The sequence below is a fragment of the Mesorhizobium sp. P2_F5 genome, from assembly GCF_056403715.1.
This window is the reverse complement of sequence record NZ_JBFUEY010000027.1, coordinates 21,268-37,154: the sequence shown is the minus strand read 5'-3', so window position 1 is coordinate 37,154 and position 15,887 is coordinate 21,268. Positions and strand designations below refer to the sequence as shown.

General features: G+C 62.9%; 16 protein-coding genes and 1 pseudogene. 8 read left to right on the top strand and 9 right to left on the bottom strand.

Annotated elements, in window-relative coordinates; genetic code table 11:
• Window positions 1-63 precede the first annotated feature (63 nt).
• From AC1DYO_RS27750 to AC1DYO_RS27730, 5 genes are read left to right on the top strand one after another with little or no spacing between them, the layout of a single operon-like run.
• Window positions 64-861, top strand: a complete 798-nt coding sequence (locus AC1DYO_RS27750) for an ABC transporter ATP-binding protein (protein WP_477267596.1) — start codon at window positions 64-66, stop codon at window positions 859-861.
• Window positions 858-1,607, top strand: a complete 750-nt coding sequence (locus AC1DYO_RS27745; protein WP_477267595.1) for a branched-chain amino acid ABC transporter ATP-binding protein — start codon at window positions 858-860, stop codon at window positions 1,605-1,607. The genes AC1DYO_RS27750 and AC1DYO_RS27745 overlap by 4 nt, the downstream gene beginning before the upstream one ends.
• Entirely contained in the window at window positions 1,604-2,512 is a 909-nt protein-coding gene (locus AC1DYO_RS27740) for a branched-chain amino acid ABC transporter permease (RefSeq protein WP_477267594.1), read from the top strand. Before AC1DYO_RS27745 ends, AC1DYO_RS27740 begins: the two co-directional genes overlap by 4 nt.
• A complete protein-coding gene (locus tag AC1DYO_RS27735) occupies window positions 2,509-3,489 on the top strand; it encodes a branched-chain amino acid ABC transporter permease (RefSeq protein WP_477267644.1) in 981 nt (326 codons plus the stop codon). Before AC1DYO_RS27740 ends, AC1DYO_RS27735 begins: the two co-directional genes overlap by 4 nt.
• Window positions 3,486-4,781, top strand: a complete 1,296-nt coding sequence (locus AC1DYO_RS27730; RefSeq protein ID WP_477267593.1) for an NAD(P)/FAD-dependent oxidoreductase — start codon at window positions 3,486-3,488, stop codon at window positions 4,779-4,781. Before AC1DYO_RS27735 ends, AC1DYO_RS27730 begins: the two co-directional genes overlap by 4 nt.
• A 295-nt stretch (window positions 4,782-5,076) precedes the next feature.
• On the opposite strand, the gene AC1DYO_RS27725 is transcribed toward AC1DYO_RS27730, so the two are convergent.
• A complete protein-coding gene (locus AC1DYO_RS27725) occupies window positions 5,077-5,973 on the bottom strand; it encodes a LysR family transcriptional regulator (protein WP_477267592.1) in 897 nt (298 codons plus the stop codon).
• A gap of 275 nt (window positions 5,974-6,248) precedes the next feature.
• Between AC1DYO_RS27725 and AC1DYO_RS27720 the strand changes: the two genes are divergently transcribed.
• Both AC1DYO_RS27720 and AC1DYO_RS27715 read left to right on the top strand, forming a co-directional pair.
• Complete coding sequence (locus AC1DYO_RS27720; RefSeq protein WP_477267591.1) at window positions 6,249-6,983, top strand: SDR family NAD(P)-dependent oxidoreductase; 735 nt, start codon at window positions 6,249-6,251, stop codon at window positions 6,981-6,983.
• 41 nt (window positions 6,984-7,024) lie between these two features.
• Window positions 7,025-7,624, top strand: a complete 600-nt coding sequence (locus tag AC1DYO_RS27715; protein WP_477267590.1) for an NADPH-dependent F420 reductase — start codon at window positions 7,025-7,027, stop codon at window positions 7,622-7,624.
• Window positions 7,625-7,641: 17 nt separating this feature from the next.
• Here AC1DYO_RS27715 and AC1DYO_RS27710 read toward each other — a convergent pair whose 3' ends face one another.
• The 5 genes and pseudogenes from AC1DYO_RS27710 to AC1DYO_RS27690 all read right to left on the bottom strand — a co-directional run bounded on the left by AC1DYO_RS27710 (window position 7,642) and on the right by AC1DYO_RS27690 (window position 12,844).
• The gene (locus AC1DYO_RS27710; RefSeq protein ID WP_477267589.1) at window positions 7,642-9,189 is read right to left on the bottom strand and encodes a putative bifunctional diguanylate cyclase/phosphodiesterase; all 1,548 of its coding nucleotides are present in this window, start codon (window positions 9,187-9,189) and stop codon (window positions 7,642-7,644) included.
• The gene (locus tag AC1DYO_RS27705) at window positions 9,190-9,744 is read right to left on the bottom strand and encodes a heme NO-binding domain-containing protein (RefSeq protein ID WP_477267588.1); all 555 of its coding nucleotides are present in this window, start codon (window positions 9,742-9,744) and stop codon (window positions 9,190-9,192) included. It abuts the gene before it with no gap.
• 436 nt (window positions 9,745-10,180) lie between these two features.
• A pseudogene (locus AC1DYO_RS27700) lies at window positions 10,181-10,435 on the bottom strand (Arm DNA-binding domain-containing protein); the annotation flags it as partial.
• A gap of 293 nt (window positions 10,436-10,728) precedes the next feature.
• The gene (guaA, locus tag AC1DYO_RS27695) at window positions 10,729-12,306 is read right to left on the bottom strand and encodes a glutamine-hydrolyzing GMP synthase (protein ID WP_477267587.1); all 1,578 of its coding nucleotides are present in this window, start codon (window positions 12,304-12,306) and stop codon (window positions 10,729-10,731) included.
• Between the two features lie 55 nt (window positions 12,307-12,361).
• Window positions 12,362-12,844, bottom strand: coding sequence for a MarR family winged helix-turn-helix transcriptional regulator (locus AC1DYO_RS27690; RefSeq protein ID WP_477267586.1), 483 nt, complete (start codon window positions 12,842-12,844; stop codon window positions 12,362-12,364).
• 84 nt (window positions 12,845-12,928) lie between these two features.
• On the opposite strand from AC1DYO_RS27690, the gene AC1DYO_RS27685 reads away from it, so the two are divergent.
• Window positions 12,929-13,246 (top strand): hypothetical protein, encoded by a 318-nt coding sequence (locus AC1DYO_RS27685; RefSeq protein WP_477267585.1) that lies wholly within the window; start codon window positions 12,929-12,931, stop codon window positions 13,244-13,246.
• A 10-nt stretch (window positions 13,247-13,256) separates the two neighbouring features.
• Here AC1DYO_RS27685 and AC1DYO_RS27680 read toward each other — a convergent pair whose 3' ends face one another.
• The 3 genes from AC1DYO_RS27680 to AC1DYO_RS27670 all read right to left on the bottom strand — a co-directional run bounded on the left by AC1DYO_RS27680 (window position 13,257) and on the right by AC1DYO_RS27670 (window position 15,787).
• Complete coding sequence (locus tag AC1DYO_RS27680) at window positions 13,257-13,892, bottom strand: 5'-methylthioadenosine/S-adenosylhomocysteine nucleosidase (RefSeq protein WP_477267584.1); 636 nt, start codon at window positions 13,890-13,892, stop codon at window positions 13,257-13,259.
• A 4-nt stretch (window positions 13,893-13,896) separates the two neighbouring features.
• Entirely contained in the window at window positions 13,897-14,355 is a 459-nt protein-coding gene (locus AC1DYO_RS27675; protein ID WP_023686843.1) for a PaaI family thioesterase, read from the bottom strand.
• A 142-nt stretch (window positions 14,356-14,497) separates the two neighbouring features.
• Entirely contained in the window at window positions 14,498-15,787 is a 1,290-nt protein-coding gene (locus AC1DYO_RS27670) for an RsmB/NOP family class I SAM-dependent RNA methyltransferase (RefSeq protein WP_477267583.1), read from the bottom strand.
• Window positions 15,788-15,887 lie beyond the last annotated feature (100 nt).

Below are 15,887 nucleotides of genomic sequence, written 5' to 3'. Positions count from 1 at the left end.
AAGCAAGTGTGATCACAAATCAAAAAATCAGAAGGCGGCAAAGACCGCTCGGCCAGAGGGTGCATGAGCGAGACAGCTGAACGGCAGGACGAAATCCGCGCACCGGTTCTGTCGGCGAGGAATGTCGTCAGGCGGTTCGGTGGCCTCGTCGCCGTCAACGATGTCTCGTTTGATGTCAAAGCGGGCGAAATCCTTGGCCTGATCGGACCGAATGGCGCCGGCAAGACGACGATGTTCGATCTGCTGGCGGGCAGCATATTGCCGACTAGTGGCGATATCCTTCTCAACGGAACGCGCGTCTCGGGTGAAGCCGCTCATCTGCGCATCGGTCGCGGCCTTGGCCGCACCTTTCAGATCCCGCGTCCGCTGCCCAATCTGACGCTGATCGAAAACATCATGCTGGCGGCACAGGGCCAGGCCGGTGAAAAGCTGCTCGCCAATTTCGTCACGCCGTGGCGCGTCGCGGCGCAGGAGAGAACGGCCAGAACAAAGGCACTCGAGCTACTGGAGCTCGTCACCCTCACCCGTCTCGCGCATGAGCCGGCGCGCGTGCTTTCCGGCGGCCAGCGCAAGCTGCTCGAGCTCGCGCGCGTCATGATTGCCGACCCGGCGATCATCCTGCTCGACGAGCCGGCGGCCGGCGTCAACGCGACGCTGCTCGAAGTCATCATCGACCGCATCCGCGACATCAACGCGCGCGGCATCACCTTCCTCTTGATCGAGCACAACATCGACATGGTGACGCGGCTCTGCCACCGCGTCCTCGTCATGGCGAGCGGTCAGCTGCTCAGCGAAGGCACGGCGGAAGAGGTCGCCCGCGACCCGCGCGTCATCGAGGCCTATCTCGGAGGCGCCACATGAACGAGAACGTCCTCGACGTCCGCGATCTCGAAGCCGGTTACGAGCCCGGCGTACCGATCGTGCGCGGCGCCTCGATCACCGTCGGCAAGGGTGAGATCGTCGTCGTGCTCGGTCCCAACGGTGCCGGCAAGTCGAGCCTCATCAAGGCGATCGCCGGCCTCGTCCCGATCACCGGCGGCACGGTGTTTCTTGACGGCAAGGACATCACCGCCGCACCTGCACACACCATGGTTAGGCTTGGCCTAGCCTTCGTGCCGCAAACCGAAAACATCTTTCCGCTGATGTCGGTCGAAGACAATCTGAAGGTCGCCTGCGGCATTCTCGAGCGGCGCGAAATCCCAGGCCGAATCGGGGAAATGTATGCCGCCTTTCCCGACCTCGTCCGCCAGCGGCGGACCGCCGCCGGCAATCTGTCGGGCGGACAGCGGCAGATGCTGGCGGTGGCGCGGGCGCTGATCGTCCATCCCAAGGTGCTGGTGCTGGACGAGCCCTCGGCCGGCCTGTCGCCGAAATTCGTGTCGATGGTGTTCGAGATGCTGGCCGGCATACGCAAATCCGGCGTCACCATCCTTCTGGTCGAACAGAATGCCAAGGCAGCACTGGCCATCGGCGACCGCGCCTATGTGCTGGTCGAAGGCAAGGACCGGCACGAGGGCGTTGCTTCCGAACTGTGGAACGACCCGGTCGTCGCCGAACTCTATCTCGGCCAACGCCCTTCTCACGCCAGCAAGGGAGGAGCGGCATGAGCCTGCAATTTGTCGTCGATGGGTTGCTGACCGGTTCGATGATCGGCCTCGGCGCCATCGGCGTGACGCTGACCTATTCGATCCTGCGCTTCTCGAACTTTGCCCATGGCGACTTCATGGCCTGGGGGACCTATGCGACGCTCGCGGTCGTCAGCGCCATCGGCGCTACCTTCGGCAAGGTAGCGCCGATCGCTCCGCTGTCCTTCGGCTGGCCGCTCCTGGTTGCGCTGGTCGTCGGCATGGCCTTCACCGCCTTGCTGGCGCTGCTGCTCGACAAGGTGCTGTTTTCGCGGCTGCGCTCGCAGGGGCAAGCCATCATCGTGGTGATGGCGAGCTTCGGCGCCTCGATGGCGCTGCGCAGCCTGCTCGAATTCACCTTCAGCTCGCGCCCGACCTATTTCAGCCGCGCAATCCAGATCGCCATGCCGGTTGGCTTCGGCATCCGCATCACGCCCGATCAGATCGCGCTTCTGCTGCTGACCGCCGTGCTGGTGCTCGGCGTGCATCTTCTGATGACACGCACGCAGACCGGCCGCTCCATGCAGGCCTTGAGCCAGAATGCCGCACTGGCCCGCATCGTCGGCATCGACGTAGCCTCCGTGGTGCGCGTCACCTGGGTCATCGGCGGGGCGCTGGCCTGCGTCGCCGGCGTGATGATCGGCATTCTGGTGCAGATCCGCCCGTTCATGGGCTTCGACATGCTGCTGCCGATGTTCGCCGCCGCCATTCTCGGCGGCATCGGCAGCATTCCAGGCGCGGTTCTCGGCGGCCTGATCATCGGGCTCGCCGAAGCGGGCGCGGTGCAGTTGATCGGTGCGGAATGGCGCGCCGCCGTCTCCTTCATCATCCTGATGGCGGTGCTGTTCGTGCGGCCGATCGGCCTGTTTGGTGTGAGGGAACGCTGATGGACCTGCTTGGCTACGGCGCCTTCTTCCTGACCACCGCCCTGATCTTTTCGCTGGTCACGCTGGGGCTCAATCTGCAGTGGGGGCTGACCGGGCTGTTCAATGTCGGCCTCGCCGGCTTCGTTGCCGTCGGCGCCTATACCTCGGCGCTGCTGACCACACCCGACGATGCCGCGCGGCTCGGCGGCTTTGGCCTGCCGATCCTTGTCGGCTGGGCGGGTGCCATGGTCGTCGGCGGCATCGCCGCGGCACTTACCGGCATGGCGACGCTGCGTCTGAGATCCGACTATCTGGCGATCACCACTTTCGGCGTCGCCGTCGTCGTGCAGCTGGTCGCGCTCAACGCCCAGAAACTGACAGGCGGACCGTTCGGCATCGGCTTCATTCCGCGTCCCTTCGGCAGCCTTGCCGAGACGCCGCTGCTGTTCAACCTGTCGAACCTTGCCGTCGTCTCCGCTGTGACGCTGATCGCCTATCTCGCTCTGGAGCACCTGTCGCGCAGCCCCTGGGGCCGGGTGCTGAAGGCGCTGCGCGAGGACGAACGGGCGGCGATCTCGCTGGGCAAGAGCGCGCGTTTCTACCGCGTCCAGGCCTTTGCCGTCGGCGGCGCCATCATGGCGCTGGCCGGTGCGCTGCAGGCGCATTTCACCGGCTTCATCGCGCCCGATAACTATCTGCCGATCCTGACCTTCCAGGTCTGGGTGATGCTGATCGTCGGCGGCTCGGGCAGCAATCTCGGCGCCGTCATCGGCAGCATCCTCGTGTGGGGAATATGGGCGGGGTCAGGCACGCTGACCAGCATCCTGTTTTCGCCCGAACAGCAGGCGCGCGCCGCCTCGCTGCAGATCGTCGCCATCGGCGTCATGCTGTGCCTCATCCTGCTGATCCGGCCGACTGGCCTGTTCGGCGACCGGCCACGGCGGCCGAAGCCCGGCAAACAGACGAAGGCGGCCGGCGAGAGCGAGGCCGGATCATGAATGCCATGATCCGGCGAGAGGTGCATGGCGTTTCGCTCTGGCATGCCGTCAGTGGCAACCGCCGCGACCGGGGCGCGCCGCAAGCCGGGCTCGACGTCGACCTCGCGATTATTGGCGGCGGCTTTTCCGGCCTGTCGACGGCACTGCACGCAGCAGAGAAAGGGCTTTCGGTCGCCGTCCTCGAAGCCGAATTCATAGCCTGGGGTGCGACTGGCAGGAATGCCGGTTTGGTCGTGCCGAATTTCGCCAAGCGCGACCCAAACGACATCATCACCGAACTCGGACCCGAGCGCGGCGAAAGGCTGATCGATTTCGCTGCTGGAAGTGCTGACCTCGTCTTCGGCCTGATCAAGCAGCACGGCATCGAATGCGACGCTGTGCAGAATGGCTGGATCCAACCGGCGCATTCGTCCACCGCGCTGGAAAAGACGAGATCGCGCGCCGAGCAGTGGGCGGCACGTGGCAGACCGACCGTAACGCTCGATGCCAAGGTGGTCGCGGAGCTCACTGGTATCAGCGGCTATGCCGGCGGCTGGATGGACAAATCTGGCGGCGTCCTCAATCCGGTCGAATATGCGCGCGGCCTGGCCGACGCCGCGGAGAAAGCCGGCGCACGCATCTTCGAGAAGACGCGCGTCGCCTCCATCGATCGGACAAAAGATGGCTGGGCCTTGAAGACCGCATCCGGCACCGTGCAAGCGGGCAAGGTGCTGGTCGCCACCAATGCCTATGGCGTAGCGCTGAACCGGACACTGGCGCGGACCTATGTCCCTTTGAAAGTCTTCCAGATCGCCACCGCGCCGCTGCCGCACTCCATACGCGCCCGCCTGCTGCCCGGTGGCCAGGGCATTGGCGACACCAGGCGTAACCTCTTCACCTGCCGCTTCGACAGCCAGAACCGGCTGATCAGCGGCGGCATGCATGTCGTTGGCGCCGGCGCCGAGACGCGCGTGCCGCAAACGGTCTGGCGACGGCTCGCCAGGCATCTCGATTTGCCTGAACTGCCGCCGCTTGCCTACAGCTGGACGGGCGTCGCGGCGGTGGCGCCGGATTTCCTGCCGCGTCTCATCGACCTCGGCCCAGGCCTGATCGCCGGCTTCGCCTGCAATGGCCGCGGCATCGCCATGACCACGGCGATGGGCAAGGTGCTGGCGGACTGGGCGAGCGGAACGGACGCCCGCGATCTGCCGCTTCCCTTCGCGCCGCCATCGCCGATCCCGTTCCACCAAGTGGTCCGCTACGCACCGAACGTGCTGCTTCCCTGGAGCATGCTGCGCGACCGGCTGGATTAGACGGCCAAGCCACTAACGCCATGAGCGCACAAAGCTGTTCCTGTCGCAGATCCTGCACTGACGGAAGCGTGCGCTTCGATAAGCCGTCGCGCGGGTTGTTGGTTGTCATCTATCCTGGATCGAGGCCCCAGCGGCGTGCGCTCCAACGTCTTGGGCTGCAAGGGGCTAGAGCAATTCCAGGAAAAGTGTGAGCGGTTTTCCGTCCGGAATTGCGTCAAAACAAAGAGATAGAGTGTTTCGCCGTTTCCGTTAAACGGCGAAACGCTCTAGGCGCCCGCCGGCGACCTGCCGGGCGTCAGTCGCGCGATATGGACAGCCCCGCGAGAAGCGGAGCGTACGCCGCGAGCCTGCGGGATACGAACTCCGTGAAGAGCCGCACGCGCTTCGTCTTGCGTGTCTCCCCCTGCGTGAGAAGCCAGAGCGTTCCGTACATGTGCAGGTCGGTGCCCGGCACCCTCACCAGTAGGGGGTCGGCATCTCCGACGAAGCACGGCAGTGTCGTGATCCCGAGCCCTTGCCGTACAGCAACGATCTGCGCCTCGGCGTCCGTGGTCCTGAATGGAACCCCCGTGGTGCGAACCTCACCCTCGCTGGCCCATTCCGGAATTCCATGAATGCTTATGACGATCCACCGGGTGGGATCAGGCGCGCCCGCGCGCCACGCGGCCAGTCGATCGCGGGACATGTAGACGCCGCCGAACACCTCCGGCCCCTTCAGGCCGTGAAGATTGAGCGGCAGGGTTTTGCGGTCGTAGACGACGCGGATCGCGACGTCGGCCTCTCGGTTGGTCAGATTTGCCAGCTCGCCGGACGACACGATTTCCATCTCGATGTCCGGATGCAGACGCGCGAAATCGGTGAAGTCCGGCATGAGCAGGTGTGTCGCGAGGGGCGGCGCCAGCGTCACCCGCAGAAGCCCGCGCACGCTCTGGTCGCGCCCGAAGACGCGCGTCTCCAGCAGGTGCGACGACGCCTCCATCTGATCCGCGAACTCAAGAACCTCCTCGCCCGCAGCCGTCAGGCGGTAGCCGGAAGGCAGCTTTTCGAACATCTGCACCCCGAGGCGTTCCTCGAACTGAGCGATGCGTCGCAGCACGGTCGAGTGATTCACCCCGAGGCGCTCGGCCGCAGCCCGCACTGAGCCTCCGCGCGCGACGGCAAGAAAGTAACGAACGTCATCCCAGTCGATCATGGTGCAACCCAGCACCACGCGGTGCGCCTTCCAAAGCCCGGATCTAACGCATCGTACAGCAGTACGGGCGGTCATCACAGCTTATGTCGACAAGCGCGGCCCAATTTCGAACGCCGGACACCGATCGCCGTGGCTGGCGCCAGTCGTCCAACCGGATCGATTTTGCACCACCGATGTGCGCGCTTCCGCACTCAAAGCCTGACCCCAGCAGACTTACTTCCAGGCTCTCGGGGTTCTTCCCGAACGACAAAAAGCAGAGCCTGAAAGGAAAAGTCATGGGAAAGCTAGACGGTAAGGTTGCAGTCATCACGGGTGGATCGAGCGGCATGGCGCTGGCGAGCGCCAAGCGGTTCGTTGAAGAAGGCGCCTATGTTTTCATCACGGGTCGAAGGCAGGAGGCGCTCGACGAGGCCGTCAAGCTGATTGGTCGGAACGTGACCGGCGTGCGCGGCGACGCGTCCAATCTCGACGACCTCGACCGCCTGTTCGACACGGTCAAGCGGGAAAGGGGCAAGATCGACGTCCTGTACGCGAGCGCCGGCGTGGGCGAAGCCGTCCCACTGGGCGAGATTACCGAGCAGCATTTCGATGCGGCCTTCGGCCTGAATACGCGCGGCACGCTGTTTACGGTTCAGAAGGCGTTGCCGCTGTTCAACGATGGCGGATCGATCTTCATGACCGGGTCAGTTGCTTCGATCAAAGGTTTTCCTGGTTACAGCGTCTATGCGGCGAGCAAGGCGGCGTTGCACGCATTCGCACGCGGGTGGCTCAACGAACTGAAGGGCAGGAATATCCGGGTGAACGTACTGCACCCAGGGCCGATCGCCACACCGATGCAGGACCAAGTTCTCACCGAGGAGGCGAAGCAGATGTTCGAATCCCTGATCCCGCGGGGAAAGATGGGGCGTCCTGAGGAAATTGCGGCGGCCGCGCTGTTTCTTGCTTCAGACGATTCGAGCTTCGTGAATGGGGTGGAGTTGTCTGTCGACGGCGGCTTCTCGGCCATCTGAACGGCCGGGGAATCAATATCAACACGGATCGGAGAAGTATTATGAGCTATGCGATTGTAGGATTCGGTAAGATAGGCCAGGCCCTCGCCCTCGCCTTCGCCCGTAAAAACATCGACGTGACCGTCGCGAGCCGCCGTCCACCGGAGACGTTGGCGCCGCAGGCTCGGGCGATTGGACCCACGGTCGTCGCCAGGTCGCTACGGGAAGCACTCGAGGCCGACACGATCATCTTGGCGGTCCCTTTCGGGGAGCATCGCGAGGTTGCGAAAGCCCTGCCGAGCTGGGAAGGCAAGACGGTCATCGACGCGATGAACGCGTTTCCTGTCCCTGAAGAACTGGACGGCCTCCCGTCCTCCGCCTTCGTTGCGAAGTCGTTCACCGGCGCCAAGTTCGTGAAAGGCTTCAATCACTTGATTGCAGCCACCCTGGCTGCCGATCCGATCGTCGAGGGCGGACACCGGGTCGTCTTTCTGTCGAGCGACGACGAGGATGCGATCGTTCCCGTGGCCGCCTTGGCCAAACAACTCGGGTTCGCACCCGTCAAGCTGGGAAAGCTCAACGAGGGTGGCGCGCTGGTGCACGCACGCGGCCGCACCTGGGGCCAGCTCATCTTCCAGGATTTGTTCAAGAAGGTGCCGTAATCGATCTACGACGGTATTCACGCCCGGGACGCGGGCTTTCTTTGGGTGGTATGCATCGGATTCAAACCGGCCTCAAGATATTGCTTGATCTCACGCAAGGGCATCGGCCTGCCAAACAGATATCCCTGCTGGACGAAACAGCCGCAACTGGTCAGCCTGAGCGCCTGGCTTTCGGTTTCAATGCCTTCTGCAATGATACCCAGGTTCAGGGCCTGTGCGAGTTGAACGATCGCTTTGACCACGGCTTCGGCCTGTCCGTCGGAGCTGATGTCCCTGGCAAAGGAGCGATCGATCTTGATAACATCCAACGGCAATCGCCTGATGTATGAAAGGCTTGAATAGCCCGCTCCGAAATCGTCGAGGGCAATTCGGATGCCCAGCGCACGAAATTGTGAAAGCCGCTCCTCCGCCTGCTCGAAATCAATGAGCAGCAGGCTTTCCGTGATTTCAAGCTGAAGCGCCGAGGGCGGAAAGCGATGACTGGCCAACGTCGCGGCGATCTGCTCGACCACCGAGGGCGAACGCAAGTGGCGCGTCGATAGATTGACCGACACATAGTCCAGACGACCTTCGCGAATGAGCGGATACATCTCCTGGCAGCAGCGATCGATCATCGCCTGGCCGAGTTCGACGATCAACGAACTTTCCTCAGCCAACGGGATGAACAGGCCGGGAAGAAGGAGCCCGCGCTCGGCATGCTGCCATCGTGCAAGCGCCTCCACCCCGATGATCCTGTCGCCCTGGGTAGAGATAATCGGCTGATACCAGGGTTCGATCTCTCGCGCCGCTACGGCGCTGCGCAATTCTGTTTCCAGGCCCTGGCGGTGCTCAAGCTCGGCCGCCATCGTTTCGTCAAATTCCGTCCATGTCGAGCGCCCCGCTGACTTGGAGCGGTACAGAGCTATATCGGCGAAGCGCTGCAGCGTTGGCGAATCCGTGGCGTCACGGGGAAAGCTTGCAAAACCGACCGAGCAACTGACGACCAACTGCAGCCGGCCACAATCGATAGGCCCGCTCATGGCCTCCATGACCTTCGCTGCGATCTCGCGGGCACGTTCGCCATGAATTGGCGTCACGCAGATGACACCGAACTCATCGCCACCCAGCCGGCCGGCCACCTCCTGCTCCTTGCAGATTGCCCGCAACCGGTCCGCAACCCCCAGCAGTACCGCATCGCCCACGGCGTGACCGTAATTGTCGTTGATCTCCTTGAACCGGTCGAGATCTACAAACAGAAGTTGTACCGACCCGCCCTGAAGCTGGGCCGCGCGGATAGCCGCGTCCAGGTCGCGAGCGAAACTGAACCGGTTGGCGAGCGTAGTCAAAGGATCGCGCTCCGCGAGGAACATGGCCTGCTGGCGCGCGACCTCCAATTCGTGCGTGCGGTCGAGGACTCGCATTTCGAGATCGTTGGCCAGCACAGTCAGGTGGCTGTTGGCATGGTAGAGCTCAAGCGATTTCGCCTCGAGCAGCCATTCGGCCTCTTCGCGTGCTTTCCGTTCGCGTTGGAGACGCCGTTCGAGACGCGCAACGCGGTCCTCGGAATGATCCGTTTCCGAGAGCATTTAAGCTATCGCACCGGTCTTCTGGATCGAAAAACGAACGAATTTCTCGCCACCGTTTTCGTGGGAGCTTCGCTCTATCCGCACGGTCTCACCGTAGATATGAGCCGCTCCAAGAATGAGGCCGGAGGCAAGCGCCTCGAAGGGACGGCTGCTGCGATAGTCAAGGTTCATTGCCCCATCACCTATGCGCTCGGCCCGAAATTCGGGCAGCTCGGCATCGGGATAGAGCTTACGCACCTCCACATGGATGTGCCTATCGATGCTTTCGAGGAAATCAAAGAGGGTGGCCGCCGTCTTGAAGAAGTCCGGGAACGAAGACTTGAACCGCCCGATCAAATGCTGGCCGAATAAACCCAGCAACTCGTTTGCCGGCGTGTGGCTTTGCGCGGCCAATGTGGTGACGAGAGATTGCATCTCCCTGTGGTCATAAGTACCCACCGCGGTGTAGGCGCCCCCACTCGGCAGATCGGAAGCCTCTATGAGGTCATCAACCGCATCCGCCCCAAAAGTCTGTTCCACAAAGCCCAGCAACTCGGTGAACACCATACCCTTCATATTGCCCTCACTCCCCCCAATGGACGGCCCGCTTCTGAGCCTAGGCCACAGTATAGAATGTATAGTTAAGGGTATAATTAAGAATGAAAAAACCAACGCCCATAGGTTGTCTCTCTTCGTAACGCTGTTCGTTTCGCGGCAAATCGTACAGTAAGTCGCGAGGTATAAGAACTAGCCTTCGTCGCAAGCAGTTCACATCCAGCGCATCAGACGGTTTTGAAAGACGGTTTGCGAGGCCAGTTTGCTCGCAATGGTAGGTCCGGGATTGAAGCACATTGCGAGGCGGCAGTGGGCCGGGAGTTAGCAAGATGGGGCGATGACTTCAATCGCGCTTGCTCGACCGAGGTCAATTGATGGCAGACGGTGGAGTGAGGGATCGCCTCGACGTGCGCTCGATACGATCATCGCCGCCATCGCGGTAGCCAACCACGGCATTCTCGATTGCCGGCGATCGTCCCTCGCCAATGACACGCTTCGCGTCGAGGCACTTCTCTCGGGCCAAAGCAAGCGAGATTCCGTCTCGTCCATATCTTCCCAGGTAGACCGTCTCGCGGCGCCCATTGAGCCTGTAATCCAGACGAAACGAGATCGCGCCACTGAGCATGACGCGGACATACATGCCATCACGGTCCACAATTTTGTAGACTTTCTCCTTTGGTTTCAGTGCCTTAAGGGCGGCGTCCGTCAACATACCCATTGCCTCCTGAAAAGTACCGTCAGTACATTTTCGAGGTTCCGTGGCAGGAAATTCCTTTTTTCTTCAATGCCTTAAGGCACAAAAAAGTACCGTCACGAGCCTCATTGGCTCCGACGGTACTTAGATAAATTCGGGTGGGCAATATGCGGAAGGTCCGTCAAGCGGTCCCTCAAAGCCAATCTCTGCGTGCCGATTGTCGCTGATTGTCCCTGAAAGGGTTTATTTTTGTTTTCAGTATGTTACGTCGCAGATTGGCGTATTTTCGGCGGCGTTTGAGTGGGTCTGAATCATTCCCACTCGATTGTGCCGGGCGGCTTCGAGGTCACGTCGTAGGCGACGCGGTTGATGCCTTTGACCTCGTTGATGATGCGGGTGGCGGCAGCGCCGAGGAAGGCCATGTCGTAGTGGTAGAAGTCGGCCGTCATGCCGTCGACGGAGGTGACGGCGCGCAGCGCGCAGACGAATTCGTAGGTGCGGCCGTCGCCCATCACGCCGACGGTCTGCACCGGCAAAAGCACAGCGAAGGCCTGCCAGATGGCGTCGTAGAGGCCGGCCTTGCGGATCTCGTCGAGATAGATGGCGTCGGCCTCGCGCAGGATCTCCAGCTTTTCGCGCGTGATGCCGCCGGGGCAGCGGATGGCGAGGCCGGGCCCCGGGAAGGGATGGCGGCCGATGAAGCTTTCGGGCAGGCCGAGCTCCTTGCCGAGCGCCCTCACCTCGTCCTTGAACAGTTCGCGCAGCGGCTCGACCAGTTGCATGTTCATGCGCGCCGGCAGGCCGCCGACATTGTGGTGCGACTTGATAGTCACCGACGGGCCGCCGGTGAAGGAGACGCTTTCGATGACATCGGGGTAGAGTGTGCCCTGGGCCAGGAAATCGGCGCCGCCGAGTTTCTTGGCCTCTTCCTCGAACACTTCGATGAATAGCCGGCCGATGGTCTTGCGCTTCTTCTCGGGGTCGGACTCGCCTTCCAGTGCGGAGATGAATTTTTCCGACGCGTCGACCAGGATCAGCGGCAGATTGTAATGCTGGCGGAACATCGCTACCACGCCGGCCGCCTCGTCCTTGCGCATCAGGCCATGGTCGACGAGGATGCAGGTGAGCTGGTCGCCGACCGCCTCATGGATCAACAGCGCGGCGACCGAAGAATCCACACCGCCCGACAGCGCGCAGATGACCTTGCCCTTGCCGACCTGCTTGCGGATGGTCTCCACCGCATGCTCGCGGTAGGCGCGCATCGTCCAGTCGCCTTCGATGCCGGCGATGTTGTGGACGAAGTTCCTGAGCAGCCTGGCGCCATCCGGCGTATGCACCACTTCGGGGTGGAACATGATGCCGTACATCTTGCGCGCGACATTGCCGAAGATGGCGAAGGGCGAGCCTTCCGACTTGCCGAAGACCTCGAATCCCTTGGGCAGCGAGATGACGCGGTCGCCATGGCTCATCCACACCTGATGACGCTGGCCAGGCGCCCACAGGCCCTCGAACAGCGGGCTGTCCTTTTCGATCTCGACGAAGGCGCGGCCGAATTCGCGATGGTTGGAGCTTTCAGCGACGCCGCCCATCTGCACGCAGAGCGCCATCTGGCCGTAGCAGATGCCGAGCACCGGCACGCCAGCGTCGAAAACGATCTGCGGCGCGCGCGGGCTGCCTATGTCTGATGTCGAGGCGGGACCGCCCGATAGGATCACGGCTTTGGGATTGATGCGCTTGAAGGCAGCTTCGGCCGATTGGAACGGCACGATCTCGGAAAACACGCCGGCCTCGCGGATGCGGCGGGCGATGAGCTGCGTAAACTGGCTGCCGAAATCGATGATGAGAACGGTGTCGGCCAGGACGGTGTCGGGATGATTGGCTGTCGTCATGGCGAGCCTTTAGAGAAAGAAACGAGTCGGCGCAATGGGTTGCAAGGCCGCACCGTTACTGAACTTCGGTGTCTTTGTCGGTGGCATCCGGGGCTCCCGCATCAAGGGTCCGCAAAGCGTCCATCAGCGCCGCGAAGCGCTGCTGGCCGATACGGTCGACATAGCGCCGTTCTATCTGCAGCTTGATGCGATCGCCGTCGCGCAAGGCGTCCAGGCCCTTGCGTGTGTAGACAATAAGCTTGCCGCGCCCGTCCAGCGGATCGGGCAGGCGCTGTACCACGCCTTCCGCCTCCAGCCCGTCGAGCAATTGCTGGACCGCCTGCTTGGAGATCGCCGAGCGGTCGATCAGCGCGGACTGGCGAATACCGTCGCGGGAGATATGCCCGAGCAACCCGGCGCGCGCCTCGGTGAACCAGCCATGGCCGGCGTCGCGCATAGCGGCGGCGAACTCGGCCTGCCAGGCGCGGCTTGCCTGCCACAGGCGCCAACCGATGTGATCGGGCAGCGCCTCGGTTTTTTCGTCAAGCTCCTTGACCATTTTGCTGGCGCTCCATATAGTCAAGATACTTGACGACTTCGATTGCGTCGAGCGCTTTCAAACTCAAAACCTGGGAACCGGACCATGACAATTCTGAACAGGGACACGCTGGCCATTATCATGATCGGCACCACGCATGTCATCGACATGGGCGGCAAAAGCGCCTTCATCCACTACGAAACCGCTGACAGGGCACACATGCTGCTGCCGGACGGCACCCGCTTCCATGGTCGATGGGACCTGCTGGACGATGGCTACAAGGTCGAATGGACCGATGGCCCCGCCGGCGCCTGGAAACTCGACCACACGACCGGCGTGATCGACTATGTCGATGCAACCGGCGCCGTGCGCGGGCGCATTTCGCGCATCGATTTCGGCGATCCCGCGAGCCTGGCAGCCTGACCCGTTGCGTTCAGGCGTCGAGCAGGCCGTTGCTCAGCGCCTGTTCGAGCCGCCCGACCGCATCGGCCAGCTTCTCGTCGATGACATGGAGATATTCGGCCCAGTCGCCGACATGCCTGAGATCGGCCGCGCCATCGGAAATGCCGCGCAGGCCGATCAGCGGGATATCGAACAGCTGGCAGGCGCGCAGGCAGGCGAAGGTCTCCATGTCGACCATGTCGGCTGCGATAGCGTCATAGGCGCCACCCGTGATGATGGCGCCACCGGTCGACAGGCTGGCTTGCTTGATATCAGGAATCCGCAACGGCAGCGGCACGGTCACCGGCAGGTCGAGAAACGGCGTCGCGCCTTTCTCGAAGCCCAGCGGCGAGGCGTCGATGTCGCGATAGCTGACCGAGACCGCCTGGTAGATTTCCGTCTGCTCGAGCGTGCGGCTGCCGGCGGAGCCGAGCGAAACGACGAGATCCGGCAGTGTCTTCTGCGACTTCAACCAGGACAGTTCGGCGCCGAGGCGAACGCCTGCCTCGACCGGACCGACGCCCGTCATCAGCGGGGTGAACAGTTTTTGCAAATGCGGCCCGTATTCGGCCTGCGCCGCCATGACGAAGAGGACGTCCTTGCCGCCAATGCGCGTAACTTTGACCATCGTATCAGCCCGCAATGCCATCCCGCCCAACCACGGTCATCATCGTCCCGGTCATGGTGGCGATCAGCTTTGCCTCGCCATCGGCGGCAAAGGCATAGGCCTGACCGTCGGCGACAATGATGGTGCGGCCGGGCTTGGTCACCGAGCCACGAAACAGGAAGCGCTCGCCCCGGCCGGGCGCCAGCAGATTGACCTTGAACTCGATGGTCAGCACGCCGGAATTTTCCGGCATCAGCGAAAACGCGGCATAGCCGCAGGCCGAGTCCAGCGCCGTCGAGATCACGCCGGCGTGCAGGAAACCATGCTGCTGGGTGAGTGCGGCCGAATAAGGCATTTCGATCTCGATGATGCCAGGCGTCACCAGCGTCAGTTCGGCGCCGATCGTCGCCATGGCCTGCTGGCGGGCGAACGACGCCCTGACGCGATCCTCATAATCGGGAGCGGGTACGATCTTTGCTGCCATGGCTGTCGCCCTGATTGATCTACAAAAGCTTATTGCAGAGGCCCGAACGCCACGCAAATGCTTTTGCTGCACTGCAGCAATCAGCGCTGCCTGCCATCAAGGGGTAAGAGCCGGCTGAAGACTGCCGATTTTGCGGCAAGGCTCAGGCCGTCCGGCGCAGCGCGCAGAAGTAGAACCCATCGGTGCCGCTGAGCGCCGGCGACAGGGAGATGTCGCCGTTTTTGCCGATCCGAGCGGCGGCCGCATGGCCGGGGAAATGGACGTCCCAGAGAGCGCGATGATCGACCGGGACAAAGCCTTTGTGGCGCTCGCTGAAGGCGGCGATCTGCTCGCCATTCTCCTCGTCGAACACCGAACAGGTGATGTAGACCAGCAGGCCGCCGGGTTTGACATAGGCTTTTGCTGCATCGAGGATTGCCGACTGCTCGCCCTTGCGGGCATCGAGCTGTCTTTGCGTCAGCCGCCATTTGGCGTCGGGACGGCGCCGCCAGGTGCCGCTGCCGGTGCAGGGCGCATCGACGAGCACGATGTCCATGTGATTGGTGAGTGGGGACAGTTCGGCGGGCTTGGTGACGATCTGGACGTTGCGGTTTTCCGAACGGCGGATGCGATCGAAGATCGGCGCCAGCCGTGCCTTTTCCGCGTCGTGGGCGAAGACCTGGCCTTTATTGTCCATCGCCGCCGATAGCGCCAGCGTCTTGCCGCCGGCGCCGGCGCAGAAGTCGAGCACCTGCATGCCGGCTTGCGCACCGGCAAGGGCGGCAGCGATCTGCGACCCTTCGTCCTGGACCTCGAACCAGCCTTTCTGGAAGGCCGGCTCGGCCTGCACGTTCGGGTGCCTGCCGTCGCCATCGATCGGCGGGATGCGGATACCGTTCGGCGCGATCCGGGCCGGTTTCGCACCGGTATCGGCGAGCTCCGCCAGCACCTTGTCACGGTTGGCCTGCAGCGTGTTGACCCTGATATCGAGCGGCGGGCGGGTCGCGAGCGCTGCACCTTCCTCGACCCAGCCTGTACCAAAGGCCCTTTCGAAAAGCGGTTCGCACCAGTCGGGAATGTCGGCCCGCACCGCCGGCGGCGCCTCGGCCAGCCGGTGGTCTGCGAGCACCTGAAGTTCGGCGGCGCTGAGCAGCGGCGGCGCGAACTTGTCGCCGTCGAGCGCATCGTTGAGCGACTGCGCCGTCTGGTGCCATTCGAGCAGCAGCGCGCCGAAGCCGATGGCGCGCGGCGTGTCTTCACCCAGCAGCCAGCCGGCGGAGCGCTTGTGGCGCAGCGCGTCGTAGACGATGTTGCCGATCGCGGCGCGGTCGCCGCCGCCGGCGAAGCGATGCGACAGGCCCCAATCCTTCAGCGCGTCGGCCACCGGCCGGTGACGCCGGCCGATGTCTTCCAGCACTTCGATGGCCGCCGCCAGCCGTCCGCCCAGTCGCATTCGTCATTCCATCAAAAAGAGCACGTGATCTTCCGGCCTGCTCTTAGAGCCTTTCGCGGCGGGATTGAACCCCGCTTCCATCCGACGAGGCAATCCTGGC

What these genes read in the sequence shown, in the direction of transcription:
- AC1DYO_RS27750 (WP_477267596.1), top strand. Translation starts at nt 64, where the DNA reads ATGAGCGAGACAGCTGAACGGCAGGACGAAATCCGCGCACCGGTTCTG.
- AC1DYO_RS27745 (WP_477267595.1), top strand. Translation starts at nt 858, where the DNA reads ATGAACGAGAACGTCCTCGACGTCCGCGATCTCGAAGCCGGTTACGAG.
- AC1DYO_RS27740 (WP_477267594.1), top strand. Translation starts at nt 1,604, where the DNA reads ATGAGCCTGCAATTTGTCGTCGATGGGTTGCTGACCGGTTCGATGATC.
- AC1DYO_RS27730 (WP_477267593.1), top strand. Translation starts at nt 3,486, where the DNA reads ATGAATGCCATGATCCGGCGAGAGGTGCATGGCGTTTCGCTCTGGCAT.
- AC1DYO_RS27725 (WP_477267592.1), bottom strand. Translation starts at nt 5,973, where the DNA reads ATGATCGACTGGGATGACGTTCGTTACTTTCTTGCCGTCGCGCGCGGA.
- AC1DYO_RS27720 (WP_477267591.1), top strand. Translation starts at nt 6,249, where the DNA reads ATGGGAAAGCTAGACGGTAAGGTTGCAGTCATCACGGGTGGATCGAGC.
- AC1DYO_RS27715 (WP_477267590.1), top strand. Translation starts at nt 7,025, where the DNA reads ATGAGCTATGCGATTGTAGGATTCGGTAAGATAGGCCAGGCCCTCGCC.
- AC1DYO_RS27710 (WP_477267589.1), bottom strand. Translation starts at nt 9,189, where the DNA reads ATGCTCTCGGAAACGGATCATTCCGAGGACCGCGTTGCGCGTCTCGAA.
- AC1DYO_RS27705 (WP_477267588.1), bottom strand. Translation starts at nt 9,744, where the DNA reads ATGAAGGGTATGGTGTTCACCGAGTTGCTGGGCTTTGTGGAACAGACT.
- guaA (WP_477267587.1), bottom strand. Translation starts at nt 12,306, where the DNA reads ATGACGACAGCCAATCATCCCGACACCGTCCTGGCCGACACCGTTCTC.
- AC1DYO_RS27690 (WP_477267586.1), bottom strand. Translation starts at nt 12,844, where the DNA reads ATGGTCAAGGAGCTTGACGAAAAAACCGAGGCGCTGCCCGATCACATC.
- AC1DYO_RS27685 (WP_477267585.1), top strand. Translation starts at nt 12,929, where the DNA reads ATGACAATTCTGAACAGGGACACGCTGGCCATTATCATGATCGGCACC.
- AC1DYO_RS27680 (WP_477267584.1), bottom strand. Translation starts at nt 13,892, where the DNA reads ATGGTCAAAGTTACGCGCATTGGCGGCAAGGACGTCCTCTTCGTCATG.
- AC1DYO_RS27675 (WP_023686843.1), bottom strand. Translation starts at nt 14,355, where the DNA reads ATGGCAGCAAAGATCGTACCCGCTCCCGATTATGAGGATCGCGTCAGG.
- AC1DYO_RS27670 (WP_477267583.1), bottom strand. Translation starts at nt 15,787, where the DNA reads ATGCGACTGGGCGGACGGCTGGCGGCGGCCATCGAAGTGCTGGAAGAC.